Below are 22,273 nucleotides of genomic sequence, written 5' to 3'. Positions count from 1 at the left end.
GCCGGCACCCAGCCGGCCGGCCACGGGAGCCCGCCCGGGCGGGAGCGGTCCGAGCACCCCCCGGCTCAGGACGACTCCCGGACCACCAGCTCCGTCGGCAGCACCAGGCGGGAGCGCTCCCCGCCCTCCCCGGCGATCTGCTGCAGCAGGACGCGGGCCATCGTGCGGCCCATCTCCTCGATCGGCTGGCGGACGCTGGTCAGCGGCGGGTCCAGGTGACGCGCCACCGGCGAGTCGTCCACGCCGACCAGGGCGATGACGCCGGGGACGTCGAGGCCGCGGGCGCGCAGGGCGGCGCGCGCACCGGCCGCCATGACGTCGGAGGCGGCGAAGACGGCATCGAGGTCCGGGCAGCGGTCCAGGAGTTCGACCATCGCCCGACGGCCGCCCTCCTCGGTGAAGTCGCCGACGGCGGTGAGCAGTTCGTCGTAGGGCAGGCCGGCGGCGGCGAGCCCCCGGCGGTAGCCGGCCAGCCGGCCGCGGGCGGCGTCCATGTCGAGCGGGCCGGTGATGGTCGCGATCCGGCGGCGGCCCCGCCCGGCCAGGTGCTCGACCGCCGAACGCCCCGCGCCGACGTTGTCGGAGTCGACGTAGGCCACCGGCTCGTGCTCCGACCGCCGGCCGTTGAGCACCGCGGGCAGGCCCAGGCCGCGCACCAGGTCGGGCAGCGGGTCGTCGCGGTGGACCGAGACCAGCAGCACGCCGTCCACCCGCTGGGCGGCCAGGTACTGCTCGAAGCGCTGCCGCTCCTGCTCGGTGCGGATCAGCGTGAGCAACAACTGCTTGTCCGCCTCGCCGAGTTCGACGCTGACACCACGGATGATGTCCAGGAAGTAGGGCTCGGCGAAGAGCCGGGCCTCGGCCTCGGGGACGACCAGGGCGACGGCGTCCGTCCGGCTGCCGGCCAGCGCCCGGGCCGCCCGGTTGGGGACGTACCCGAGCTCGGCGATGGCCCGGTCGACCGCCTCCTTCGCCCGCTCGCTGACCCGGGGCGAGCCGTTGATCACCCGGGACACCGTGCCGCGGCCGACTCCGGCCCGCGCCGCGACCTCCTCCAGCGTGGGTCTGCCGGTCTGTCGTCCGCTCACTGGCCCTGTTCCTCCCGTCGCCGCCATCGGTCTCCCGCCTGTCGCCGGGGCCTCCCGTATGTAACCGCGCGAGCGGGCCGTTCCGTCAAGCCGGTCGGTCCGGCCGAAGAACGTGGAAGCGCTCCACCCTAGATCGCGAGCGGAGATCCCGCCAGGTTCGCGTTCAGGAAATGGCGTCAACTTCCCACACATGAGCGGCTGCAAGGGAATTCCGCTTCATCTCTTGACACCGGCCCGGGAAACGCAGGACCCTTCCGGTCGTGGGGGGGGGGGGGGGGCCGCCCCGGGCCCCGGTCTGGGTTCCACCGCGTGACCCTCCGCGGGGGCCCCCCGCATACCCCCCCCGGCCCCGCCCCGTCGTCGTTGCCCCGCAGGGCTCTCACCTAGCGGTCGAGCAGGCGGAAGCCGCCGTGCTCGTGAGCACCTGGCCGGAGTTCAGCAGCCGGGTGAGGCTGAGCCGCACGACGGCGACTCGCCGCCCGAGGCTGGCCGCAAGCTCGTCGACGGGAGCCGGGCCGGAGGCGAGGCCGGTGAGCACCGAGCGGTCGGCGTCGGCGTCGAGCAGTCTGCTCACACGGTAGAGGGCGAGGGCGGATACGCCGCACGCGGTCAGTTCGACGGCGGCCCAGGCGCCGTCGTGCCGCAGGCCCGCCGCGACGGCGATGGCACCGGAGAGGGCGGTGAGCGTGATGAACACGACCGCCACGTGGCGCAGGCCGCGGCGGGAGATGTTCGGGTTGGTGGTCACGGAGCCTCCTGGGGAAGTGGAGCGTAGCGGGACTGGGAGAAGAAGGAGCAGTCGGTGCGGGGCGGGCGGATCCGGCAGGCCCGGCACGGGCGGTCCGGTGCACCGGGGACGATGTGGTGGTGGCAGACGGTCCGGCTTCCGCCGTCGGCGCGCACCAGGTGGGCGACGACGAGTTCGGCGAGCTGATCGGCGGTGCTCCACCCGCAGCGGCCGCCGGGATGCTGTCGGCCGGGGGCTCCGTCGATGCCGCCGACGGCCAGCAGGTAGCGGTCGGATGGGGCGAGGTAGGCGGGCACGTGGTAGCGGGTCCGCTCGCCCGCACTGTTGGTGGGGCCATAGGCGGTGCCGAACGCGCGGGCGATGCCGACGCGGTCGCCGCGCAGATCGAGGGTCTCGGGTTCCAACGGGCCTCCGTGGTCGCGGTGCTCGACGCGAGGATCGCGCCGATAACTGGGCCGCCGGGGCCGGGCCACGGCGGCATGCGAGGGAGGTGCCGGTCGGCGGTGCGGGGGGCGCTGCCGGGGAATCCGGCCGGACGGCTCGACAACGGCCGGGACACGTACGAGCAGGACCCGCGCGACGATCAGCTGGAGAGCCATCAGGAGCAGGCCGATGCGGGTGGCGGCCTGCTCTCGGACCAGCAGGGCGTGGAAGGTGAGGCCCACGGCGGCGGCGCTGATCAAGTATTCGGCGAAAGTGAGGCGGCGACGGGCGGACAAGCGGGGAGTGCGGGAATGGCGAGCCCTTTCAAGAGGCCGGCGAGGCGATGGTGGACGGGCGGGGGGTGGAGCGGTTGACCAGTGCGGTGAGGAGGTCGATGACCAGCTCGGCGGGGGTGTGCCGGTTGAACGTGGCCCGCCAGCCGGGCTGCCGGGATGTGCCGTGCAGCGCGATGATCCAGGTGTCGACGTGCCGGTTGTCCGGCTGGTAGCCGACGTAGACCTGGGTGCACGGCGACGCGGCGTGCAGGCCGCCCTCGGCGTCGATCACCCACGACCAGCCGTGCTCGTAGAGGAAGGCGCTGATGGCGTTCGGGTTGCCCTCGCCGAGCGGCCAGGTGCGGTGCGGGATGGCGTCGCCGGGCCAGGGACCACGGACGGCGGGGGCGGAGATCACGACGGACAGAGGGGGCCTCCTTCGGGCAGGCGCTGCGAGGTCGTCCATGTTGACTTGGACTGCCCCGATTTGCGTAGTCCGTTCGAGGGTTCGTCTGCCGCAGGCGAACGCGCCTGTGCCCGGACCGAGTTGGTCCGGGCACAGGCGCGTTCTGTCGGCAGGGGCGGCGTGGCGGAGGGTCGCCGGCCTGGTTGGGGAAGGGGATCGCGGGGTGGTTGCCCTCCGTCCGGAGCGGGAGACCGGCGAACCGGGTGGCGAGGTCTGCCGCACCAGGCCCAACGCCTCAATCGGCGTCTCAGCGTGTTTTGCGGATGGCGTCGGTGGCGGCCTTGGCGATGGCGGCGGGGGCGCTGGAGGGCCGGGGCAGGTGGAGCAGGGTGGTCCCCGGCAGGTGGAGGGATTCCTTGCTGAGGGTGAGCTGGAGTACGGCGCAGCCGGCGGCGGTGAGGCGCTTGATGCGGGTGACAGCGTTTGCGGTTTCGTAGCCGGTGTACTTGGCGTCGGTGACGATCACGAGGAGGCGGCCGGCGCCGGGGCGGCTGAGGTCGAGGCCGTGGTCGAGGGCATCGAGGGCGTCGCCGAGGTTGTGGCTGGTGCCGCGGGCGTCGAACGTCGTCACGCGCTCTGGTGCCCGGTGGGTGGGCCGGGTCAATGCGGTCAGATTCGTGTCGTAGGCGATGGTGGCGGTGCGGGAGTCGGGGCCTGTCATGGCCGCTGCGCGGGCCACGATCCATGCAGCGGACGCGACGGGCCCGCAGGCGGCCGACATGGAGCCGGAGACGTCGACGGCGATGCCCGCCCGCAGCGGTGGGGTGGGTGAGTGGCGGCGGCGGGTGTGGGTGAACGGCTCCGCGGTGGGTATCGAACCCGCGGCGCGTTGGGCGTCGCGGGCGAGGGCCTGGCGCATGTTGAGGCGGCCGGGCGGGGTGGGGCTGGTGGTCCGCTCCTCGGTGCGCTCGCGGTAGGCGGCGGCGCGGAGCGCGCGGCTCAGGCTCGCGGCAGCGGTCTGCTCGGCGGCGGTGGGCCGGCGGGTTCCGGTGACGGGGTTGCTGTAGGGCGCCGGTGTGCCATCGGGGTCGACGGTGGTGCCGCGGGGATTGAAGACGGACCGAGCGGTGGCGGCGGCCTTGCGGCCATGGTCGGCCTGCTGGGCGCGGTCCTTGGCCTGCGCCCTGGACCGGGCGGCCACGGCGTTGTTCGCGACGGCCTGTGCCGCGAGGTCGGCGGCGTCGTTGGCGGCCATGCGGTCCATGACGACCACCACGGCGCCGGACAGCAGATCGGTGAGGTCCTCCGGCGGGGCAGGCAGGGACGGTGCAGCGGCGTCCAGAGCCTCGCACCACTCCCGAGCGTGCGCGAGCATGGTCGCGGCGTCGTGGTCGGCGCACTGATGGGCCGCGGCCCAGATGCCGGTGAGGGTGGCCAGCAGGTCGGCGCCCAAGACGTGTTCGCACAGATCAGCAACGGCCCGGGTCTCGCCGGCGTCCAGGATGCCGACGTCACGGCGGCCGAGGATCAGGGCCGCCACGCCGGCGGCGTGCTCGATGCCCTGGACACTCGGGTTGGCGATGTCGGGCATGACCAGGGTCCGCGCGCTGGTGCGCAGGTACGTGCGGTCCATCGGCCGCCTGGTCAGGTGGGCGCCTTCGGCACGGCTCTCCTCCAGCAGGAGCGCGGCCTCGACGACGCGGGGGTCCGCGCCGGCCGGCTGCTCCCATACGGAGTGGGCGGCATGAGCGGCCTCGTGGACGAACACCCCCCAAGCGGCGGGATACCTCTCCTCGTCGCCCACGATCCGCGGATGGACTTCGTGGGCCTGGAGAGGGGCGAACAGCTCGGCGTCGAACTCGACCTCCCCCAGGCCGGGGAAATAAGCGGCCGGTGCGCCGCTGCGGGTGCCGGGGCGGCAGGTGACGAGCAGGTCCTGGCGGCCGGACAGGGCGACCAGCCGGTCGCCGAGCTCGGCTCCCACGCGCAGCCACGCGGCCGGGGAGGACCGGGGCTGTGCGGGCGGGGCGCCGTCGTCGTCCCAGCGCGCGAGGTCGGCGTCGTCATCGGGCGCGGTGGCGGAGGACTGGACGTGGTGGTGGGCGCTCATCGTGAGGGCCCCCGGTGCGCGGAGCCGGTGCTGCCCGGGTGCTGCCGGGCGGCCGTCGCGGCGGAGAGCTGCGCGCCCAGAGTGAGGGGAGCGACCTGCTTGACGCCAGTGGCCTTGGCGACGGCGGCGGCGACGGCGTCGCGGTCCTCGATGGGCGCGATGCCGACCAGGTTCGCGAGCGCCGCCTTGGTGCCGAGGACGGCCTCCGCCTTCTGGTAACTGAGCAGCTCCCGCAGCTGCGGTGCCCAGCCCAGCTCTCCGAGTTCGACCTGCTTGGCGAGGTTTCGGGCGACCCGGACCACCCGGGCATCGATCCGCAGCGCCAAGGCCAGGTCATAATCCGTGCCAACCTGGATCTGCACGCTGAACCGGGACGACAGCGCCTCCGTCAGAACGGCGCCGTGCACGCCCGGATTGTGGCCCGCCACCACGTAGAAGCCCGGCTCGGCCTTGATGGTCTCGCCCTTGTGGGCCTTGACCTGGACCTGGCGGCGCCCGTCCATCGCCGGGTAGAGCGCGGCCAGCACCTTCGGCGAGATCAGGGTGGCGTCGTCGATCAGCAGGGCGCGGCCCTCGGTCATGGCGGTGACCAGCGGACCGTACTGGAAGACATAGGCTCCCGCGTCGTCCTGCGTGTACTCGCCGATCAGGTCGCCGACCGTGGTGTCGCCGTCGCCGGCGACGGTGAGCAGCTCGGGGAACGCGGCCTCGACCAGACTCGTCTTGCCGGTGCCCGGGGGACCGTAGAGCAGCACCGGTACGTCGGCATCGCGTAGACGAGCCAGCGCCTCGACGTCGGGCAGGTCGGCCAGCTCCCGGGGGTGGTAGAGCTGGCCACCCGCGCGGCGGATCGGGCCGGTCTGCTTGGGCGTGTTCGCTGCGGGAGCGGTCGAGCGGGCCGTGGCCGCCTGGGCGCGGGGAGAGTGGGTGCCCGGTGGACTGATCACCGCGACTGCCGCGGCTGCGGCGGTCTTCCCGTTCGCGCGGACCTGCGGCTGTCCGGTGCCGAGCTGGTCGGCCTCGCCACGCCGCACCAGGGTGAGGGCGGCGTTGCGGACAGCACCGTGGGAGTGGCCCAGCCGCCGGGCCATGTCCCCGATGGTGAGCGTGTCCGCCGGCTGGTCGACCAGCAACTGGGCCACCTTGGCTCGTAGTTCGCCGCCCTTGGTGCGTGGTGAAGTGGTGGGCGGTCCTGGGATGGTCAAAGCGAAGATCCTCCAACGGGTTCGCGTGCGGAGTTGGCAATGTGTTGGACAGGCGGGCCGCTCTCGGAGCGGACCACGGCCCGTGCCGACGTCGGCGACCGGCCCGGCAAGGGGGTACACCGGGACCGTCCGCTCACGCAGGCAGGAAGCACCGGTGTTCGGGGGCACGCCCCCGAGCGCCTTGAGCGGGTGCGGTCGGTGATCAGCGGGCGAGCCTCTTCGTGGGAGTTGGGGCGGTGGTGGCCGGGGAGCTGGGTGCAGCCGACGCCGGCGCGCTGCCGGAGAGGGCGGCGGCCCGCCGCTCCGACGGGGTGGCCCGGCCTTCGGCGGTGATCTGGGTGACGATGGCGACCTTCCGGTCGGTCGCGTCGAGGTGGAGGCCGGTGGTGCTGCGCAGCAGGGGTTCCGGGGAGGCGAGGTCGCGGCAGAGGGCGGCGGCGAGGCGGGAGGGGGTGTTCGCGCTGATCTCCGCTATCCAGTGGCCGAGCACCCGGTGGCACGTGATGCGGGCAGCGGGTTGGCCGCGCAGGTCGTGGAGAGCCGTCGGGACGTCGCAGTGGGCGGCGACGTAGCCGTCGGGCGAGTGGAAGGTGACGGAGCCGCGGGGCTCGACAGCGCTCTTCCATCCGGCCTCGGCCAAGGGCAGGAAGCCGAGGCCGAGGACGCCGTCTTGGAAGGGATTCCGCGAGTCCGATCCGGCCTCGTCCAGCACGGCGAGTGCCTCGTCGACGACGCCTGCGATCAGCTCGGGCGGGACCAGATCGCCGCTGGTGATGCGCCAGGCGACGCTTGCCCCCCGGTGCTGGGCGCCCCAGATCCGCCAGGCGGCGCTCCGTCGTGTCCGGTCGTTGATGCCGTCGGGCCAGGCGACGCCGAGCCTGCCGCACGGGCTGGTCATCGACGTATTGCCCAACGTCCAGCCCAGGGAGGCGAGATGCGCCTGGATCTGCTCGGCACCGCCCCGGCCGGGGCCGGCGTAGTGGCGGGGGGTCACGGTGACCAGGGCCGGTTCGGGGCCGGTTCCGTGCGGCGGTTCGACGGTGGTCGGGGCAGGGGTGGTCGGCAGTGGGTTCTCCAGGTCGGTCGGGAGGGCCGGGGCCGCCAGCAGAGGGCGCCACCGCGGCAAGGTGGCGGAGGCAGCGGGTTCGATCGTGACCCGGGCCAGGTGGTGGGCGGGGATCTCGCTGCGGCGGCGCAGCGCCACATCGGAGGCCAGCATCGCCCCAGCCGTACGCAGGACCGCCTCGGGAGCCCACGGCGAGGTGATGACGTCCCATGCCAGCTCGGAGCTGGTGTTGCTCATGCGGAAGGCGAGGGCGCGCTCGGGGAGCTCCGGATGGTGCAGCAGGGCGGTGGCGCCGGCGGGCGATTGGATGCGCGTGCGCCAGGGCCCCTGCTTGACCGTCCATCCGGCGCCGGAGAGGATCCGCGCGATGTCATCACCGGCCCTCCGGTCGGCCAGGACGGACGCCGGGTCGCTGTCGAGCCGGCCGGCGGCGTCCAGGACGAGGCCGTGGGTGAGTTCGTAGGGCGTCCTGGGGCTGAACCACGCGCACCAGAGTTCCGTGGCGTCCGGCTCCCCGCGGTCGTAAGCGGCGAGCTTCCAGTAGTTCTGGAGGATGAGGCGGCCGAGGGGGAAGTCGCCGTGCTCCAGGGCCATGCGGCGGCAGGGGCTGACGAGCAGGGGTTCCTCGGGGGTGCTGTCCGGATCGTGCTGCCACCCGTACGCGGTGATGAGGTGGTCGCCCAGGTCGCAAGGTGGAGTCCCGGTGCCGGCGAGTTCCAATGGGCGGACGGCGACCAGATCGGCGTGGTTATGGTCGGTGGTGCTCAGGGGGGTCTCCAGCAGCGCAGGGGCACCAGCGATCACGGTGAGGCTGCTGGTGGGTTCGAAGACGGTCCGGGTGCCCCTGCCGGTGACGCGGGGGACAGCCGTCGGAGGGACAGGGACGGGAGGATCACCGGGACTGTGGCGGTGCGGTCGGTCCGCCCGCGGAACTTGCTTGGGCCGGTTCGCCCGTGCCCCGGGCCCCCGGCTGGGCCGGGGTGGCGCGGGCGGCCTCGGCGCGGGAGGTCTTGTCGCCGGTGGGAGTGGGCGTGCCAGACAGGGGCGTACCGTCGGTGCTCACCGGTTGGCCGGCGGTTCCGTCGCTGGGCAGGCGCAGTCAGGAGCCTCCTCGAAGCCGGCCCGGAGCAGGATCCGCCGGGCGGCGGCGTTGTATCCGGTGGTGGTGATCTCGCCGGTGTTGGTGTGCCGGATCGGCGCGAACGGTTGGGCGGTGCGCTCTGCTGGCGTCGCCGCCTCGTGGACGGGCGAGGGCCCATTGACGTTGGCGACGGAGTCGAGAGGATGCGAGGTCAGGATTTCTCCGTGTTGTTCGGTTCGGGGGTTGGAGGGCTTGGGCGGCCGGTGTCAGCCGTGTTCCGGGGCGTGGGACTCGGCGGCGCGGGGTCTGGGGGTCTCACCGCTGCGGGGGGCTTGGGGGTCGGGGAGCGGAGCCCGGGCGGCCCGCCGGCACCGTGGTGCCCGCAGCGGCGCGAACGACGCCCACCACACCCACTCGGTGTCCGGTGCCTCGCGCGCCGTGAGCATCCAGTTGTCGGCCAGCAGGTGGTTGCCGGACAGGAAGGTTCCGTGCTGCAGGCGCAGCCGTCGGCAGGGGCTCTCCAACTGCGGGTTCTCGCCGTCGGCAGCGATACGCCACTGGTACTCGGAGGTGAGGTGGTGCAGGAGGTCGAACGGTGCGGTGCCGGGGCCGGCGAGTTCCAGCGGGCTGACGGCGACCAGGGCGTCGGGGTCGGGGGCGGTGGTGCTCAGGGGTCTCCAGGAGCGCAGGGGCGAGGTTTCAGGACGGGCGGCGCCGCGAGGCCGGCGCGGATGCGGCACTGACGGTGCGTGGCCGACTGGCGGACTGCGGCGTGGCGGGCACCGGCCGGGCACCTGCGCTCCTGGCCCGGGCGGCGCCGGAGCGCCCGGTGCGCGGCAGCTGTTCGGTGAGGGGCTGGGTGGTCAGCAGGTTCCGGTGCCGGGTCGGCAGCTGGTCTGCCCGGGGACGGCCGGGCCTAGGAGGGCAAGGGTCGCGGCGGTCAGCAGCAGCTCGGGGGCCATCGTGGTGAACCGGACGGTCCAGGTGCCGGTGTCGGCGGCGCCGGTCAGCATCACCTCGCTGCCGGGCGCCTCCAGCGGGAAGGAGAGGGCGGCGCGTCGGTCCGGGGCGGAGACTAGCTCGTATCCATCCCGGTGGTGTCCGGACCAGCCGGCCGCGAGCAGTGCCGCGCGGGCGTGGTGGCCGACGAGGCGGCCGGTGCCCGTGAGGAGGCCTGGGGTGTGGCGGGTGCCGGTGGCAGCCTCGTCGAGCAGGGCCCGGGCGATCTCCGCTGGCACCTGGTGGCAGAAGCCGACCGACCAGCCGATCCCGGTCAGGGACAGAGGGGCCGGGCCCGATCCGTTGGAGAGCGCGATGCCGTTGGTGTCGCTCACGAGGACCACGTGGGCGGGCGCGGTGTAGGGGCGGAACCAGCCGTGCTCGGCGGTGAGGAGGGACGGCAGGTCGGTGTCGCCGGGCCCGGCGAGGTGGACGGGCCGGACGGCGAGGAGCGGGTTGGTGGGTGCAATGGAAGCAGTGGGCACGAATCTCGTTCGGTCAGGGGGCCGGGACTCGGCCTCGGCCCGAAATCGGGGTGGCCGGGCGCAGGGACCCAGCGGAGTAGACGACCACCGGCGGGGAGCCTGCCGACAGGATCGTCCGGGCAGTGGCCGCGCGGACCCGGCGGTGCCCGTCGTCGGCCGGCGGACCGGGGTAGACCCCACGTTCCTCGGCCAGCAGCAGCGCGTAGTCGAGACGGGGCAGGAGCCGGCGGCGGACCGTCTCGGCCGCCCGGGCCGGTGACCCGCTTACGGTGACGCCGAACGGCGTCAGGTCCTCCACCGTCCCCGGGTCCGTGCCGGGCGGGACCAGGGGCGCGATCAGATAGCGGCCCTGACGGAGCGGACGCGGGACCACGACCAACTCCCGGGGGCGTCAGCGGCGCTGCGGTCGGGCGGGGCGGCCCTCGGCCGTAGCGGGTACCGGTGCGGAGTTCGGGGCCGAGAGGGTAACCGCGACCGAGCTCTGGGCCACGGCGCCGGCGGCGCGGGCGCTGGGCGCCGCGGTCAGCGGCGGCAGCGGATCGTCCGGGTCTCCCACCCGCTCGACCCACGTCTGCGCGGCGTCGACCGTGGCGAAGCCGCCCTGGCGCAGGGTGTAGCAGCCGGCCTCCAGGTCGACCTCCTCAAGGAGCACGCGGACGGGCAGCCAGCCAGGCTCGGGAGCGGTGTCCCGGGCGATGATCCAGGTCTTGTAGAAGTCCGGCTGGTCGTACGTGTAGTCCACGACGACCTCAAAGCGGGCCCCGGAGCAGGCCAGGAACTCCTCCAGCTCCCGGGTTTCCGCGTCGCCCTCCGGCTGGCCTTCGACGGCGGGGACGATGAGGGCTGGGTCCGCGCCGCGGGCGGCGAGCCAGTTCTGGGCGAGAGCGGCGATGGCGTGGCGGCTGTAGTCGAAGCGGTAGCTGCCCGCGCTGAGGTCGCGTTGGACGTGGACGGCGGCGTACTGCGCGGATCCGGGGATGTCCCAGGTCATGGTGCCGTCGTGGAGGAGGAAGTAGCTGTCCGTCAGCAGCTCGGTGTGCGGGTTCACGTCGTGCTGGACGGCCAGCAGGGTGAGCATGTCGAGGTCGAGCGAGAGCCGCTCGTGCGCCGACTCGTCCTGGGCGGTGACGGGGTCGAGGGCGTCGACGTCGAAGCCAGCCGTGCCGAGAGTTGTGGTGATGGGGCAGTCCTTGTGATCAACGCCGCAGGCCGGGACGGTACCCGGCGGCGGGCGGGGCAGTTGGAGCGATACGGGGCGGGGTGGGTTCTTCGCCTGCCGCCCGTGCCGGGCCGGCGAGCGCACCGGCCCGGCGGTGCGGTTCGGAGGGGGCCGGGGGCACGGCGGGGGCCAGGTGCTGTCCATACCAGTCGGAGAGGGTGTCGTGGACCTCGGCGAGCCGGCTGCCGGCCGCCGTCGCCTGCAGAGTGCCGTCCGGCAGGCGCTCCAGCAGTTCCTGCTGCACGAGAGCGGAGAGCTGGTCGGGCAGCTGGGCGCGGGCCGCAGCCGTCATCGGACGGGCGAGGTCCTCCTCGGCGCTCGGCCCGGCGCGCAGCCGGTCCGGAACCGGCACGGTGAGCGGCGGTGCGCCGATGCGAAGCCCGGGCAGGTCGCGGGGTTGCTCGACCTGTAGCGCGGACCACACGAGCCGGTTGTCGAGGTCGGTGTTGCCGGGTACCCGGGGCCTCCACGGGGCGATGGGGCGTCCACTGTCCGCGCTCACGCCGCGGCCAGTTGCCGGGTGGTGATGATGGCGATGCCGGTGGCGACGGCGTCCCGGATCGTGTCCACCAGCGGGACGCCGGCGGTGGCCAGCCGCGCCGCGCCGTGCAGTCCCGCGGTGTGCAGCACCGGGACGGCGCCGACGGCGTGCGCGGCGGCGGCGTCGTCGACGCTGTCCCCGATCACCAGGGTTCGGGCCGGGTCAACCCCCGGCTCGAGGGCCCGGAGGTGCTCGATCATGGCAGGCGCCTTGCTCGCCACCGCTGCCCCGGGGCGACCGTCGACCCGCTCCAGCAGGCCGGTGATGCCCGCCTTGGCCACCTCGCCGACGAGCCGCTCGTGCGGGGCCAGCGACAGCAGGCTCTGCCGCACGCCCCGGGCGCGCAGGCCCATCATCAGCTGCCGGGCGCCCTGCTGGAGCCGGACCGGCCGGCGGGCGAGTTCGGCGAGGAAGGCGTCATCGGCGGCGTGCCACTCCTCGTCGCCCAGCTGGCGGCCGAGCAGGTCGGCGTAGAAGTCGCGGATGGGCATCCGGTGCAGCGCCTGGTAGGTCTCCACGCTGATCGGCTCACCGCCCAGACCGGGCAGGGTCGCGTTCAGGGCCGCGACGTGATCGTCCAGGTCGGCCCGAAGTGTCCCGTTCCAGTCCCAGACGATGGTGATCGGCGCGGGCTTGGCCTTGGTGGTGCGGTTGGGCAAGAAGTCCAGCTCCAAGAAGAAAGGGGTAGATCAGGGAAGCGAGAGCGGGCGGCGTCCCGCAACGAGTGCGGCAGCGGCCAGCGCGGCGCCGAGCAAGGGGACGGCGGCCGTGGCGGTGTGGCCGTACGCGGAGAACTGGCCGGCGACGGCGGTGCCCGCGGCCTGGCCGAGACCGATCACCGCGATCAGCCAGGCGGCGGCTTCGGTAGCGGTGCCGCGGGGAGCCAGGGCGTCGCAGGCAACGAAGGCACAGGCCAGCCACGGGGCGAGGAACATCCCCGGCAGGACACTCGCCGTGATCATCAGCCACGGCGGTGCGGGCAGCAGCAGGACGGCAAAGGCGGCGGCGTACGCGCCACCGACCACGGGCAGGGCCCGGCCGGGTGGCCACGGCCGCTTGAGCTTGGCCCACGCCGTGCCGCCGAGGAGACTGCCCAGCGACAGCGCGGCCGGCAGTACACCGGCGAGCCACCCTTCGTGGTGCCGGTCGGCGTAGGACAGGGCCAGGACGGTGAAGGAGCCAAGCGTCACCCCGAAGAACACCGAGGCTGCGAGCAGCACGAGCAGGCCGGTGGAGTGCAGCGGCCCGAGCCAGTGGACCGCGCGTGCCGTGGACCGGAAGCGGGCCGGAGGGCGGGCGGCGACGGCCAGGGTGCCCGCGCTGCCGGCCACTGCGCAGGCGACCAGCGCCAGGTCCGGCGAGGCGAGCAGGCACACGGCGGTGGTCAGCAGCGGTCCGGCGACGAACACCACCTCCTGGGAGGCGGAGTCGAGGGCGAAGACCTTGTGGTGGTGACGCGGTTCGACTAACCGGGTCCACATCGCCCGCAAGCCAGCCTCCAACGGAGGGGTGGCCGCACCCGCGACGGCCGACAGCACGCCGGCGACCAGTGGCTGCGCGGCGCAGTCCACGACGGCCAGCGCGGTGAACGCGCCACCCGAGATCGCCGCGGCGGGGAGGGCGACGGTGGCCAGGGTGGAGCGGTCGACCACCCGGCCGAGCAGCGGCTGGCCGACCGCCCCGGCCAGTGCGTACAACGCGGCCAGGACGGCGCCGACTGCGGTGGAGGCGTGATCGGCACGGGCGGCCAGGAGGACGGCGATCGGGGCCATCGCCGCCGGCAGACGGCCCACCAGAGTGCCCGCCAGCAGCGGCGCGACGTGCGGGGTCCGCAGGATCGACCTCCCATCCGTCCGGCTGGAATCTGCCGGGAGCGTCGGCCGGGGGGCGTCGGCATCCGGCGTTGGGCCGGTGGCCGGGGTGGGTGTACTGCTCGTAGGGACGGAGGGCGGGGAAGGCGTGATCATGGACCTCGGGTGGGATCGCGGGTCGGGCGGGGTTGGTCAGCGGCGGTGCGCCGAGGCGGCAACGAGCAGCGGGGCGGGCGGCTGCGGAACCGGGGCGTGCGAGAAGGAGATGTGAAGGGTGATGCTGCGCAGGTCGGCAGCCCCCGCCCGAGCGTTCACCGGCCGTTCGGCGCTCTGCGGCGAGGAGAACAGGTCGTCCTGCGCGGGGCTCTGCACGACGACGGCCCTGGTGCCGGCGGCGGCCAACGCCGTGCCGGGCCTGGCCGGGGCGGCCGGGGCGTGGGTGCCGGAGGCCCAGGCCGACAGGTCGCCGTACACCCGGCCGATCGCGAGTCCCGCCTCGGTGGCGCTCCACCGGTAGGTGCCGCGGGTGCCGCTGCGGGCCACGAGGCCGCGCTCCTCCAGGGCGAGCAGCCGCTGGTAGGCCGCGGCCTTGTCGCGGGCGTTCAGGGAGGTGACCAGCTGCGGGTAGGGCATCGGTGCGCTGCCCGCCAGTTCGCTCAGCAGGGGGACGGTGTGGGAGCTGGCCAGCAGGCCCAGCGTCTCCTCGATCATCTCGGGCGCCTGCTCGGACTCCACATCCGGACGGGGGTAGCGCTGGGCCCAGGCGAGGGCGGAGGCGTGCACGGGCGCCAGCGCCTGACCCTTGGGAGACAGCGCGAGGTCGAACCGGGACGCGCCGCCGGTCGGGGTCCGTGTGATGACGTCGGCCCCGGCGAGTGCACGGAGGACGGAGTACGCGCTGCTCACCGGGATGACCGGGTCGGCCGCCAGGAGGTCGCCGCTGTTCGCCATGCCCTGCCGCAGCGCGTGGACGATGCGGGTGGCCCACCGGATGGAGAGGACCTCGGCGGCCCGCTGGACGGCGCTGGTGGAGGACTGCGACGTGGCGGGCGTGGTGGCGGTGGCGGTCGACACTGGTTGATCTCCGATTCAGGCGTGCGGTTGGGCAGTTGGGCGATGTCAGCGCTGGCGAGTGGCCGGGGAGAGGACCACGGCCGGCGACACCCCGGCCGGTGCGGGGGGCGAGGTGGCGGCGGACTGGGCCGGGGTGGTCCGGGTGGAGGAGGCGAGGGCGGCCTGGAAGCGGGCCGGCATCCCGCGCCGTACCTCCTGGCTGGCGGCCTGCCGCAGGCGGTGGGCCGCGGTCTCGTAGACCGCGACCTGCCGACGCTCGCCGACGGCGACCAGGTGGATGCCCTGCAGGTGGCGCGGGTTGTGGAGTGCGCGGCGCTCGACGTAGACGAGCCGGTAGTCCAGCGCGTCATCCAGGTACAGCTTCCTGGCGCCCCGCAGGTCGCGTTCGCCCTGCTCTTCGAGGAGGGGGCCGCGGATCTCGGCCCGCACCAGCCGGCCGAGGTAGCCCAAGGCGAGCATCCGCACGTGCTGCGGTACGGACAGCAGGTCGTCCAGGGCCTCGGGGTGGGCGCTGAAACCCGCCAGCGGCCGGGTGGACGTGGTCACCGCACGGCCCTGCGAGCAGTGGTCGCCGCCGCTGCGGTGATGGCGGGCGCGGGTTCCGCAGCGGCCGTCCGGCGCTGGCCGGTTGCTGTGCGGCTCCGCGCGGCGTTGGCCTGCGGGCTGACCACGACGGCCACGTCCCCGTCGGCGACCGGAGGCAGGGGCGTGCGCCGGTTCTCCAGCCACTGCTGGGCCTCCTGCGGCGAACTGAAGGAGCCGTCGCGCAGCGTGTACCCGCGGTCCGGGTCGACGGTCTCCAGATGCAGCAGGAAGGGCCGCTCGGCTCCGGCGGCGCTCCCGTCGCGCAGCATCGCCCAGGTCTCGCCGGGCTCGGCGCCGTGGTCGACGAGTCGGTAGCGCGAGCCGGACTCCAGCAGGCGGGCGGCGGCGGAGGCACTGCGGGCGTCGGCCGGGGCGCCGGGGTGGCCGGACCGATCGAGGAAGGCGTCGCTCTCGGCACCGCGCTGGACGAGCCAGGCCGCGGCGAGGACGAAGGTGGGCAGGGTCGCGGTGGCGAGGGTGAACGTCTTGCCGTCCTCGCCGTAGTGCAGGTGCGCGGCGACCGCGGAGTAGCCGGAGAGGTCCTCGAAGAGGAGGAATTCGTCCGACCTGCCGTCGCGGTCGTGGTTCACCTCGGTCAGCAGCTCGTACGCATCCTCCGCGGCGAGGAACTGCACCTGGGCCTCGGCGGAGGCGGCGTCCGCGGGACGCCAGCCGGGCAGGTTGAAGTCGGGCAAGGGTCTCGGCTCTTTCGGTCAGGTGAGGGGGTGCGCGGCAGGGGTGGTGTCGGTGAGCGAGGGGTGCGGCAGCACGCGGTGGCTGATGTGGCCACCGCTGCTGGTGCAGGCGGCGAACGGACCGTCCGCGCTGCGGAGCTTCATCAGCGCGGGCTCCAGGTGGTCGCGCTGCCACGAACTGGGGCCGGCAGCACCCGACTCGGGGTCGAGGGCGGCCTGCCACGCCAGCCAGAGGGCGTGAAGTCGCGCGACCGCCTCCGGGTGCTCCTTCCACCGGGGGCACCACGGCCTGCCGGCGGTGGTCTCGGGCCCGTAGATCTTGGTCCAGATCTCGTCTACCCACGGGGTCATCAGCTCCAGTTCCTGGTCGTACTGCGGGTCGTCGAAGGCGAGGATGAACAGCGGCTCGCCGCCGGGGACGTCCGGATCGTCGCCGTCCTCGGGGTCGAGGGCGGTGGTCATGCTGGCCAGCTGCTCGGCCTGCAGGTCGAATCCCGCCGCGAGAGCGGACAGCTTCGCGGTCAGCACGTCGATCTGGGCGTTGGTGTAGCCGTCCGGCACGGGCGTCGGGTCGGGCTCGGGGGTGGTCAAAGGGGCGGGTGCCTCTCGTCGGCGGGTGATGACACGAGGATGTGCGCGCGACGGCCCGACGTATCGGGCCGGACTTGGTGTATAAGCACCGCCCGCTCACCGCCGCCCGCACCAGCGGGCGGCGGCAAGTAGGTCGGCTGCTCCGAGCAACTCCAGGGCCCTGCTGGCCTGTTGAGGGATGACGCCGTTGCCCAGCGCGGTCAGCTGGGCGGAGCGGGACAGGCCCGGAACGGCTGTGACGTGCCCTTCGCCCACGCCCATGATCCACTCGACGAAGCGGGGGGCGAGCCGACCCCGCTCGTCGGTCGGCTCGGGAGCGGGTCGGGTGGCGCGCTCCCATCGGGCGATGGCCGGCCCGTACGGGCCCCACCGGTTCAGTCCGAGCCGTCCTGCTCCCAGATCGGCAGCACCACTGCCGACAGCGGCGGGCGAAACCCCACCCTGGCCCTGCGTCCGGGCGTCCCGGTGTCCGACGCCCTCGGTGTCGGCAGCAGCTGTGCCGCCGCCGACGGCAAGGTCAAGTCCCCCTTCGAGCCCCGGAAGTTCGGCCCGCCGTGCGTCCCGTCGGAGGCTTTCGGGGTCGGGAACAGCAAGTGCTCCACCTCGTCGCTCAGGTTCGGCCCGTGTCCACCCCGGCGCCGCTTGTCCGGGTGCTGACTTCCGCCGATCGAGCCCAAATTGCTCGTCGGGGTCTTCAACAGGGTGACCGCATGCCCGAGATCCTCCCGCTTCGCATCCGGCCCCTTCGCATCGCGGGCTTTCGGCGTCGGAAGGCCAGGCGACGAGGAACAGTCGCTCCCTGCGGTGGGGGGCGCCGACGGCGGCTGCGGGTAGCACCGTCCACCGCGCATCCATCCCGAGGTCGGCCAGGTCTCCGAGAACCGCGCCGAGTGCCCGCAGAGCAGGCTCACCTCCGCCGTCTCCCAGATCGCACCAGCCGCATTCCAGGTCGCCATCGGCTGGCGGGGAAGCGGCAGCGCTGAGGATTCCGCGGACGTTTTCAATGATCGCCAACTTCGGCTTGAGGACGTCGATCGCGCGGGCGATGGTCAGCCACAGTCCGGAGCGGGTGCCCTCCATCAGACCGGCCCTGCGGCCGGCGACGCTCAGGTCCTGGCAGGGGAATCCTGCGGTGAGGACGTCGATCGGCTCGACGCTACTCCAGTCAACTGCGGTGATATCGCCGTGATTTGGCGTATCTAGGCCAGTGGTGGGCGAGGATCGAGGCGGCGTTGGGGTTCATCTCGGCATGCCATGCCACGCTGCCGCCGAGGACGGCCTGGGCGCCCAGGTCCAGGCCGCCGTAGCCGGAGCACATGCTGCCGATGCGCGGCCACCCGCCGCCCGGCGCCTTCATCGGCGGGCCCCGCTGCGGGCCGTCGCGGCGCGCACGGCGGGCGGCGAGACCTGCACGGCGGCGCCGGGGCCGGCGGCGTTCTTCGCGGTGACGGGCGTGGCCGGCCGCTGGTACAGGGAGGCGGAGCGGGTGAGGATGATGGCCTCCTCGCCGGTGAGGGTGAGGAAGTCCGGCTCCGGGCCGGCCGGGTCCGCCGCGACCTCCTTGACCTTCCAGACCGCCTCTTCGAGGACTCCCCGGGAGGCCGCCAGGGACTTGAAGTAGGCGGTGCGGTGCGGCCACCGGTCGGACTCGGAGCTGATCCGTTTGAGCGTGACGGCGACCAGGGCGGGCTGGGCGCGCAGGATCGCCTTCGCGGTCAGCAGCCCGGCGTAGGCGTAGGCGAGGCTGCAGCGCCGCCAGGCGATGTCCTCGGGCCTGGTGGACTCGGCGGGTGTGGTGTCGTACTCGTCGACGACGTTGGACAGCAGCCTCTGCTGCACGTCGGCCATGGAGTCCAGGACGGCGCCGAGGCGGTTGGGGAGCGGATCGCGGTGGCAGTAGATGCTGAACAGCTCTTCGCTGAAGTAGTGCAGATCGGCGGCGGTGCCGAGCAGCCACTGGGCCTGGGTCTCGACGGAGGTGGTGGTCAGGGTGGGTCCTTGGGGTCAGCGGCGGGGTGTGGGGGCGCTGCTGCGGGGCAGCGCGGCGATCGGGAGGGGGTCGGTCCGCCGGCCGGGCAGGGCGCGGCGGAGCCGTTGGGTGACGCTGAGCGCGGCGGACCGGCGGGGCTTGGTCGGGACGGCGGAGTCGCCGGCCGAGGCGAGATGGTCGGCGTCGATCCTCAACTGCCCTGCGGTTCGCCGCAGTTCGGTGGAGGCGGCGCCGTAGACGGCGGCGGGGTTGACCGGCTGGGCGTCGGGCAGAGCCCAGACGTCGGCGCTCACGGCGTGCTGGAGCAGGTAGGACAGGTGCCGGGTGGCCTCGGTGACGCGGCCGTGAGCTCGGGCCAGCGACAGCGCGGTGAGCCGGGCGGCCGTCATGGTGGTGGGATGCGCCGGGAACTGGTCGGAGAACTCGGCCGCGGCGACCGCGCTGGTCTGCAGTTCCTGCATCGCGCGCAGGTGCCCGGCGACGTCGCGGGCGTCTGGCACGCCGGCGGCGGAAGCGGCGCGGGCGGTGGGCAGCTTCGCGGCGAGGGCCTCGGCCTGCTGCGCGACGTCGCGCAGGTGCCGCTGGTATGCCTTGACCTCGGAGGTGGGACGGGCGGTGGGCGTGGGGACTCCATCGGTTCGGGAGCTGCCGGGGAGGGCCGGCAGGTTCGGTGCGTCGTCGGATGAGGCCGCAGTCGGAACTCGGGCGGGGCCGACGCGGGTGTCAGGTCCGCCGCAGCGGTACGACCGTCGCCGACGGAGTGCCGGAGCGGGCTGGCGGTGCGGGTGGCGAGGCGGGAGGAGAGAGCAGGACCAGGGCCGACGAGCGGCGAAGCGCCGCGTCCACGCGGCGTTCGGCATCGCCCGCGGCCGGTGGGCGGTGCCCGGCCGGGACGACGGGGCGGCGGCGGGAGGCGAGGGCGGTGACCTCGGGAAGGCCGGAAGCGGTGTCCACGGCTTCACCCAGCGCTTCGGCCGCCGAGCGGACGGTGCCGCGGGCGGTCGCGAGAGAGCTGCGGGCGCTGCTCAGCGCCTCGGGTGTCGGCGCCGGGTCGGCGAGCAGGCTCGCCGCCCGGGCCAGCGCGGCCTGGGCGAGGGTGAGGGCCGTCGTCGTGGCGGTGAAGACGCTGAGCCCGGCGTCGGGGCCCGCGGTGTTCGTCACGCGGAAGAAGCTCTCGTCCAGCGGAACCGCGATCAGCTCGTGCAGGCGCACCATCGGCCAGGCCAGCTCCCTTACCTCGGGCAGCGGCTCGTGCGGGGCCGGCGCGGGGATGGCGTCGGCGAAGGCGGCCAGCTGCGTGGCGAGGTCGCCCAGCGTGTCGAGATCGTCCTGCCGTAGTCCGGCCGGGACGGGCGGCAGTGGAGGGTCGGTGCTCAACGGCGGCTCCTGGTAGGCGAGGTGAGGGGAGGAGCGGGAGCGTGTGCGGAGCCGGCGGGAGTCTCCGCCGGGACGGGCGCGAGCCGGTCGGTGAACGCGCGAACCACCTCGGCTCCCTGGGCCGCGCACCGGTCTGCGGTCTCCAGAGCGATGCCGGTGTGTTCGGCCTGGCGACGGCGCAGTTCCGCGGCGGGGCTGCCCGGTTTGGCCAGGGTGGCGGTCGCGCACTTGATCGAGAGATCGAGGGCGGCGCCCAGGTGCCGGTGGACGGTGGCGGCGCGGCTCATCGCGGCGTCGTAGGCGCAGGCCAGTACAGCCGCGGACGGGTTGTCCGCCGGCGGCTGGCGGCGGTAGTGCTCGGCGTTGTCTCCGCAGTGCCGGATGAACGCAGTCGCCTGGCGGCACTGCTCCAGCAGGGCGTCGCGGTCGGGAAGCCGGGGACGGGCCCGGAGGGGGTCGCGGCGGCGTTGTGCCCGAGGGCGCGCAGCATCCCGGCGACCGCCGCCAGGTCGTTGCGGTAGGCGGACGGGGCGGTGCCGGACACGGCACCGCCGAAGGTCGACGGGCCGGCGGCGGTGGGCGGCCTCACCGGCGTCGCCCTGCGACGGCGGCGTGCTGTCCGGGGAGGGCTGGCAGCGAGGCGACCGTGCGGGCGATCGGACCGGCGGCGGTGCGGGCGGTGGCGGCGACAGCCCTCGGGCCGGACGGCCGACGCCGGAGAAGGGGCCGGCGAGCGAGCGGGCGTCGCGGCGCAGGTCCTCGCAGGCGCCATCGAGGGTGAGGCGGGCGCGCGAGAGCGCGAGATTGAGCTGCTGGGAGCCGCGCTCGCGGACCTCCTCGGCGCGGGGGCCGCCGATGCCGTCGACCTCGTAGAGGCGGCCGGCCATGGCGGTGGCCCGGCCGAGTGCGCCGAGCGCCTCGCCCAGCTGGGCGGTCGCCGCGGTCAGGGATCGGACGACGGCCCGGTCGGCGCTCTGGGCGTGAGGGTGGTGCAGGGCGGCGGTGACGTCCAGCAGGTCGTCCTGGCCGTCGCGGATAGCCCGGGTGTGCGCGGCCAGTTCCTCAAGGCCCGGCAGCCCTTCTTCGCGGTAGGCGCGAGGGAGTTGGTGCTTGAGGTACTCGATGGTGTCGGCTGCCGTGCGGAGTCGGTGTACGGACTGGGGGCGGGGTGCGGTGGTGGGCAGGGGGGTCTCCGTGGATCAGCGGCGGGGGCGGGCGGCGGGCTCGCCCGCACGGTCGGCGGGACGCGCAGGCGGGGTGGCCGGCGGGGCGGGACTGCGGCTCAGGGCAGCGCCCTTGCGCCGGGCGGTGCCGAGAACGAGCGGCCCTCCGCGCTCCGCGGGGGTGGCGGTCGCGGCGCGCAGTCGGCCCTGAACGCGGTCGGCGGGGGCCAGAGCCCGGACCGCCGAGCCGAGCAGCGGACCGGCGGCGATGGAGGCGTCCAGCGCCATCACCCGGACGATGCCGGCCGAGGTGGCGGTGGCCCGCAGTAGGGCGGCGCGCAGGACGTGCTCCGCCCAGTAATCCGGGTCGCCGGGCATCCCGTCCGAGCAGATCTCCCGGACCCCGGCCACGGAGATCACGCCGGCGGCAAGCGCCCCGCGCCGTTGCACTTCCCACAGCACCGTCAGTTCGTCCAGCGGCTCGCGCCGGTGCGCGATCGCGGCCATGGCCAGGTAGACGGCGCGGTGGCCGGGGTCGACGAAGTCCTCGCCGATGAGCCAGGAAGCTACTGCGGGGATCCGCCCGGGCGTGCTGAGGAAGCTGGAGAGCAGCGCCCGTTCGTGCTGCCGGGCGGCCTCGATCGTCTTGGAGGCGTTCCCCGGCGGCGGCGGGGTGGGCAGCGGGCGGCGGGAGCGCTGGTCGATCGTGCCCCAGGCGTCGCCGAGCCGTTGGATGACGGCGTGCAGGGCGCCGGTCAGCTCGACGGTGGCCTCGACCGACTCGCTTTCGGCGGCGGCGAGCAGCCGGTGGGCGTGTTCCTCGAGCGCCCTCCGGACGGCGGTCTCCAGCACCATCCGGCCGTAGCTGGCGGCGTGCTCGGACCGGGGGCAGGTGGAGGCAAGGGTGTGGCCGTAGCTGGCGGTGACGCCGGGGACCTCGCAGGTGGCGGTGGCGATGGCGGTCAGCGCCCAGTCCTGCTTCTGGTCGTCCCCGGCATCCGGGGCGAGGGCCGGGTGGCCGGCGGCGTGCTGGGCGAGCAGGATCGCGAAGAACCCCTCGTGGGCCGGACGGTAGAAGTGCCGGGGCTCCAGCCACCCGGCCAGCAGCCCGACCTGGGACGGATCGAGCAGGCACGCGCCGAGCACCGCCTGCTCGGCCTCCAGCTGCGGGCTCATGTCACGGCTGACCGGTGTCACCGCGGCGCCACCTCCTCGCGGAGAGGGGCGGGGAGCATCAGGTCGCGCAGCCGGTCCAGGTCCTCTACGAGGGCCTCGTCGCGGATCCGGAGGCGGCCGGAGCCCACTGCCAGGTACCAGCAACCGTCCGCGCGGCTGATCGGC

At 74.2% G+C, this 22,273-nt stretch carries 23 protein-coding genes and 1 pseudogene; all 24 read right to left on the bottom strand.

Annotated elements, in window-relative coordinates:
* Positions 1-65 precede the first annotated feature (65 nt).
* The 24 genes and pseudogenes from ACFVHB_RS10485 to ACFVHB_RS10370 all read right to left on the bottom strand — a co-directional run bounded on the left by ACFVHB_RS10485 (position 66) and on the right by ACFVHB_RS10370 (position 22,129).
* A complete protein-coding gene (locus ACFVHB_RS10485; RefSeq protein ID WP_380318235.1) occupies positions 66-1,115 on the bottom strand; it encodes a LacI family DNA-binding transcriptional regulator in 1,050 nt (349 codons plus the stop codon).
* 352 nt (positions 1,116-1,467) lie between these two features.
* Positions 1,468-1,836, bottom strand: a complete 369-nt coding sequence (locus ACFVHB_RS10480; protein ID WP_380318232.1) for a hypothetical protein — start codon at positions 1,834-1,836, stop codon at positions 1,468-1,470.
* A complete protein-coding gene (locus tag ACFVHB_RS10475) occupies positions 1,833-2,519 on the bottom strand; it encodes a hypothetical protein (protein ID WP_380318230.1) in 687 nt (228 codons plus the stop codon). The genes ACFVHB_RS10480 and ACFVHB_RS10475 overlap by 4 nt, the downstream gene beginning before the upstream one ends.
* Before the next feature lie 64 nt (positions 2,520-2,583).
* Positions 2,584-2,952, bottom strand: coding sequence for a DUF317 domain-containing protein (locus ACFVHB_RS10470; RefSeq protein ID WP_380318227.1), 369 nt, complete (start codon positions 2,950-2,952; stop codon positions 2,584-2,586).
* 295 nt (positions 2,953-3,247) lie between these two features.
* Entirely contained in the window at positions 3,248-5,050 is a 1,803-nt protein-coding gene (locus ACFVHB_RS10465) for a hypothetical protein (protein ID WP_380318224.1), read from the bottom strand.
* On the bottom strand, positions 5,047-6,192 hold the full coding sequence (locus ACFVHB_RS10460; RefSeq protein ID WP_380318258.1) for an AAA family ATPase: 1,146 nt from the start codon (positions 6,190-6,192) through the stop codon (positions 5,047-5,049). The genes ACFVHB_RS10465 and ACFVHB_RS10460 overlap by 4 nt, the downstream gene beginning before the upstream one ends.
* Positions 6,193-6,457: 265 nt before the next feature.
* Positions 6,458-8,125, bottom strand: coding sequence for a DUF317 domain-containing protein (locus ACFVHB_RS10455; RefSeq protein WP_380318222.1), 1,668 nt, complete (start codon positions 8,123-8,125; stop codon positions 6,458-6,460).
* Between the two features lie 543 nt (positions 8,126-8,668).
* A complete protein-coding gene (locus ACFVHB_RS10450; protein WP_380318220.1) occupies positions 8,669-9,142 on the bottom strand; it encodes a hypothetical protein in 474 nt (157 codons plus the stop codon).
* A gap of 123 nt (positions 9,143-9,265) precedes the next feature.
* On the bottom strand, positions 9,266-9,886 hold the full coding sequence (locus ACFVHB_RS10445) for a hypothetical protein (protein WP_380318217.1): 621 nt from the start codon (positions 9,884-9,886) through the stop codon (positions 9,266-9,268).
* Between the two features lie 391 nt (positions 9,887-10,277).
* Positions 10,278-11,189: a hypothetical protein gene (locus ACFVHB_RS10440; protein ID WP_380318214.1), complete on the bottom strand. Its 912-nt coding sequence runs from the start codon at positions 11,187-11,189 to the stop codon at positions 10,278-10,280.
* Positions 11,083-11,529, bottom strand: a complete 447-nt coding sequence (locus ACFVHB_RS10435) for a hypothetical protein (RefSeq protein WP_380318211.1) — start codon at positions 11,527-11,529, stop codon at positions 11,083-11,085. Before ACFVHB_RS10435 ends, ACFVHB_RS10440 begins: the two co-directional genes overlap by 107 nt.
* A gap of 74 nt (positions 11,530-11,603) precedes the next feature.
* On the bottom strand, positions 11,604-12,320 hold the full coding sequence (locus ACFVHB_RS10430) for an HAD family hydrolase (protein ID WP_380318208.1): 717 nt from the start codon (positions 12,318-12,320) through the stop codon (positions 11,604-11,606).
* 15 nt (positions 12,321-12,335) lie between these two features.
* Positions 12,336-13,439 carry an MFS transporter gene (locus ACFVHB_RS10425; protein WP_380318205.1) on the bottom strand — a complete coding sequence of 368 codons (1,104 nt, stop codon included), beginning with the start codon at positions 13,437-13,439 and terminating at the stop codon, positions 12,336-12,338.
* Positions 13,440-13,649: 210 nt separating this feature from the next.
* Positions 13,650-14,531 carry a winged helix-turn-helix transcriptional regulator gene (locus ACFVHB_RS10420; RefSeq protein WP_380318202.1) on the bottom strand — a complete coding sequence of 294 codons (882 nt, stop codon included), beginning with the start codon at positions 14,529-14,531 and terminating at the stop codon, positions 13,650-13,652.
* Between the two features lie 45 nt (positions 14,532-14,576).
* Positions 14,577-15,077 (bottom strand): hypothetical protein, encoded by a 501-nt coding sequence (locus ACFVHB_RS10415; protein WP_380318199.1) that lies wholly within the window; start codon positions 15,075-15,077, stop codon positions 14,577-14,579.
* Positions 15,074-15,811, bottom strand: a complete 738-nt coding sequence (locus tag ACFVHB_RS10410) for a hypothetical protein (RefSeq protein WP_380318196.1) — start codon at positions 15,809-15,811, stop codon at positions 15,074-15,076. Before ACFVHB_RS10410 ends, ACFVHB_RS10415 begins: the two co-directional genes overlap by 4 nt.
* A gap of 18 nt (positions 15,812-15,829) precedes the next feature.
* The gene (locus tag ACFVHB_RS10405; RefSeq protein WP_380318193.1) at positions 15,830-16,402 is read right to left on the bottom strand and encodes a DUF4913 domain-containing protein; all 573 of its coding nucleotides are present in this window, start codon (positions 16,400-16,402) and stop codon (positions 15,830-15,832) included.
* A gap of 96 nt (positions 16,403-16,498) precedes the next feature.
* Positions 16,499-16,657: a hypothetical protein gene (locus tag ACFVHB_RS10400; RefSeq protein ID WP_380318190.1), complete on the bottom strand. Its 159-nt coding sequence runs from the start codon at positions 16,655-16,657 to the stop codon at positions 16,499-16,501.
* A gap of 567 nt (positions 16,658-17,224) precedes the next feature.
* A pseudogene (locus ACFVHB_RS10395) lies at positions 17,225-17,548 on the bottom strand (DNA cytosine methyltransferase); the annotation flags it as partial.
* Positions 17,549-17,755: 207 nt separating this feature from the next.
* Complete coding sequence (locus ACFVHB_RS10390) at positions 17,756-18,250, bottom strand: hypothetical protein (protein ID WP_380318187.1); 495 nt, start codon at positions 18,248-18,250, stop codon at positions 17,756-17,758.
* A gap of 156 nt (positions 18,251-18,406) precedes the next feature.
* A complete protein-coding gene (locus ACFVHB_RS10385; protein WP_380318186.1) occupies positions 18,407-18,892 on the bottom strand; it encodes a hypothetical protein in 486 nt (161 codons plus the stop codon).
* A gap of 223 nt (positions 18,893-19,115) precedes the next feature.
* Positions 19,116-19,769, bottom strand: coding sequence for a hypothetical protein (locus ACFVHB_RS10380; RefSeq protein ID WP_380318184.1), 654 nt, complete (start codon positions 19,767-19,769; stop codon positions 19,116-19,118).
* Positions 19,766-20,056: a hypothetical protein gene (locus tag ACFVHB_RS10375; RefSeq protein WP_380318181.1), complete on the bottom strand. Its 291-nt coding sequence runs from the start codon at positions 20,054-20,056 to the stop codon at positions 19,766-19,768. Before ACFVHB_RS10375 ends, ACFVHB_RS10380 begins: the two co-directional genes overlap by 4 nt.
* A gap of 912 nt (positions 20,057-20,968) precedes the next feature.
* A complete protein-coding gene (locus tag ACFVHB_RS10370) occupies positions 20,969-22,129 on the bottom strand; it encodes a DnaB-like helicase N-terminal domain-containing protein (RefSeq protein WP_380318178.1) in 1,161 nt (386 codons plus the stop codon).
* Between the last annotated feature and the right edge of the window lie 144 nt (positions 22,130-22,273).

Origin of the sequence: Kitasatospora sp. NPDC127111 (assembly GCF_042677465.1) — a bacterium.
Taxonomy (GTDB): Bacteria; Actinomycetota; Actinomycetes; order Streptomycetales; family Streptomycetaceae; genus Kitasatospora.
Note: the sequence above shows the minus strand (reverse complement) of the source record. Positions and strands in the feature narration are given on the sequence as shown.

Coding starts and splice junctions, on each gene's coding strand:
- ACFVHB_RS10485 (WP_380318235.1), bottom strand. CDS start 1,115: ATGGCGGCGACGGGAGGAACAGGGCCAGTGAGCGGACGACAGACCGGC.
- ACFVHB_RS10375 (WP_380318181.1), bottom strand. CDS start 20,056: ATGAGCCGCGCCGCCACCGTCCACCGGCACCTGGGCGCCGCCCTCGAT.
- ACFVHB_RS10465 (WP_380318224.1), bottom strand. CDS start 5,050: ATGAGCGCCCACCACCACGTCCAGTCCTCCGCCACCGCGCCCGATGAC.
- ACFVHB_RS10390 (WP_380318187.1), bottom strand. CDS start 18,250: ATGGCCGACGTGCAGCAGAGGCTGCTGTCCAACGTCGTCGACGAGTAC.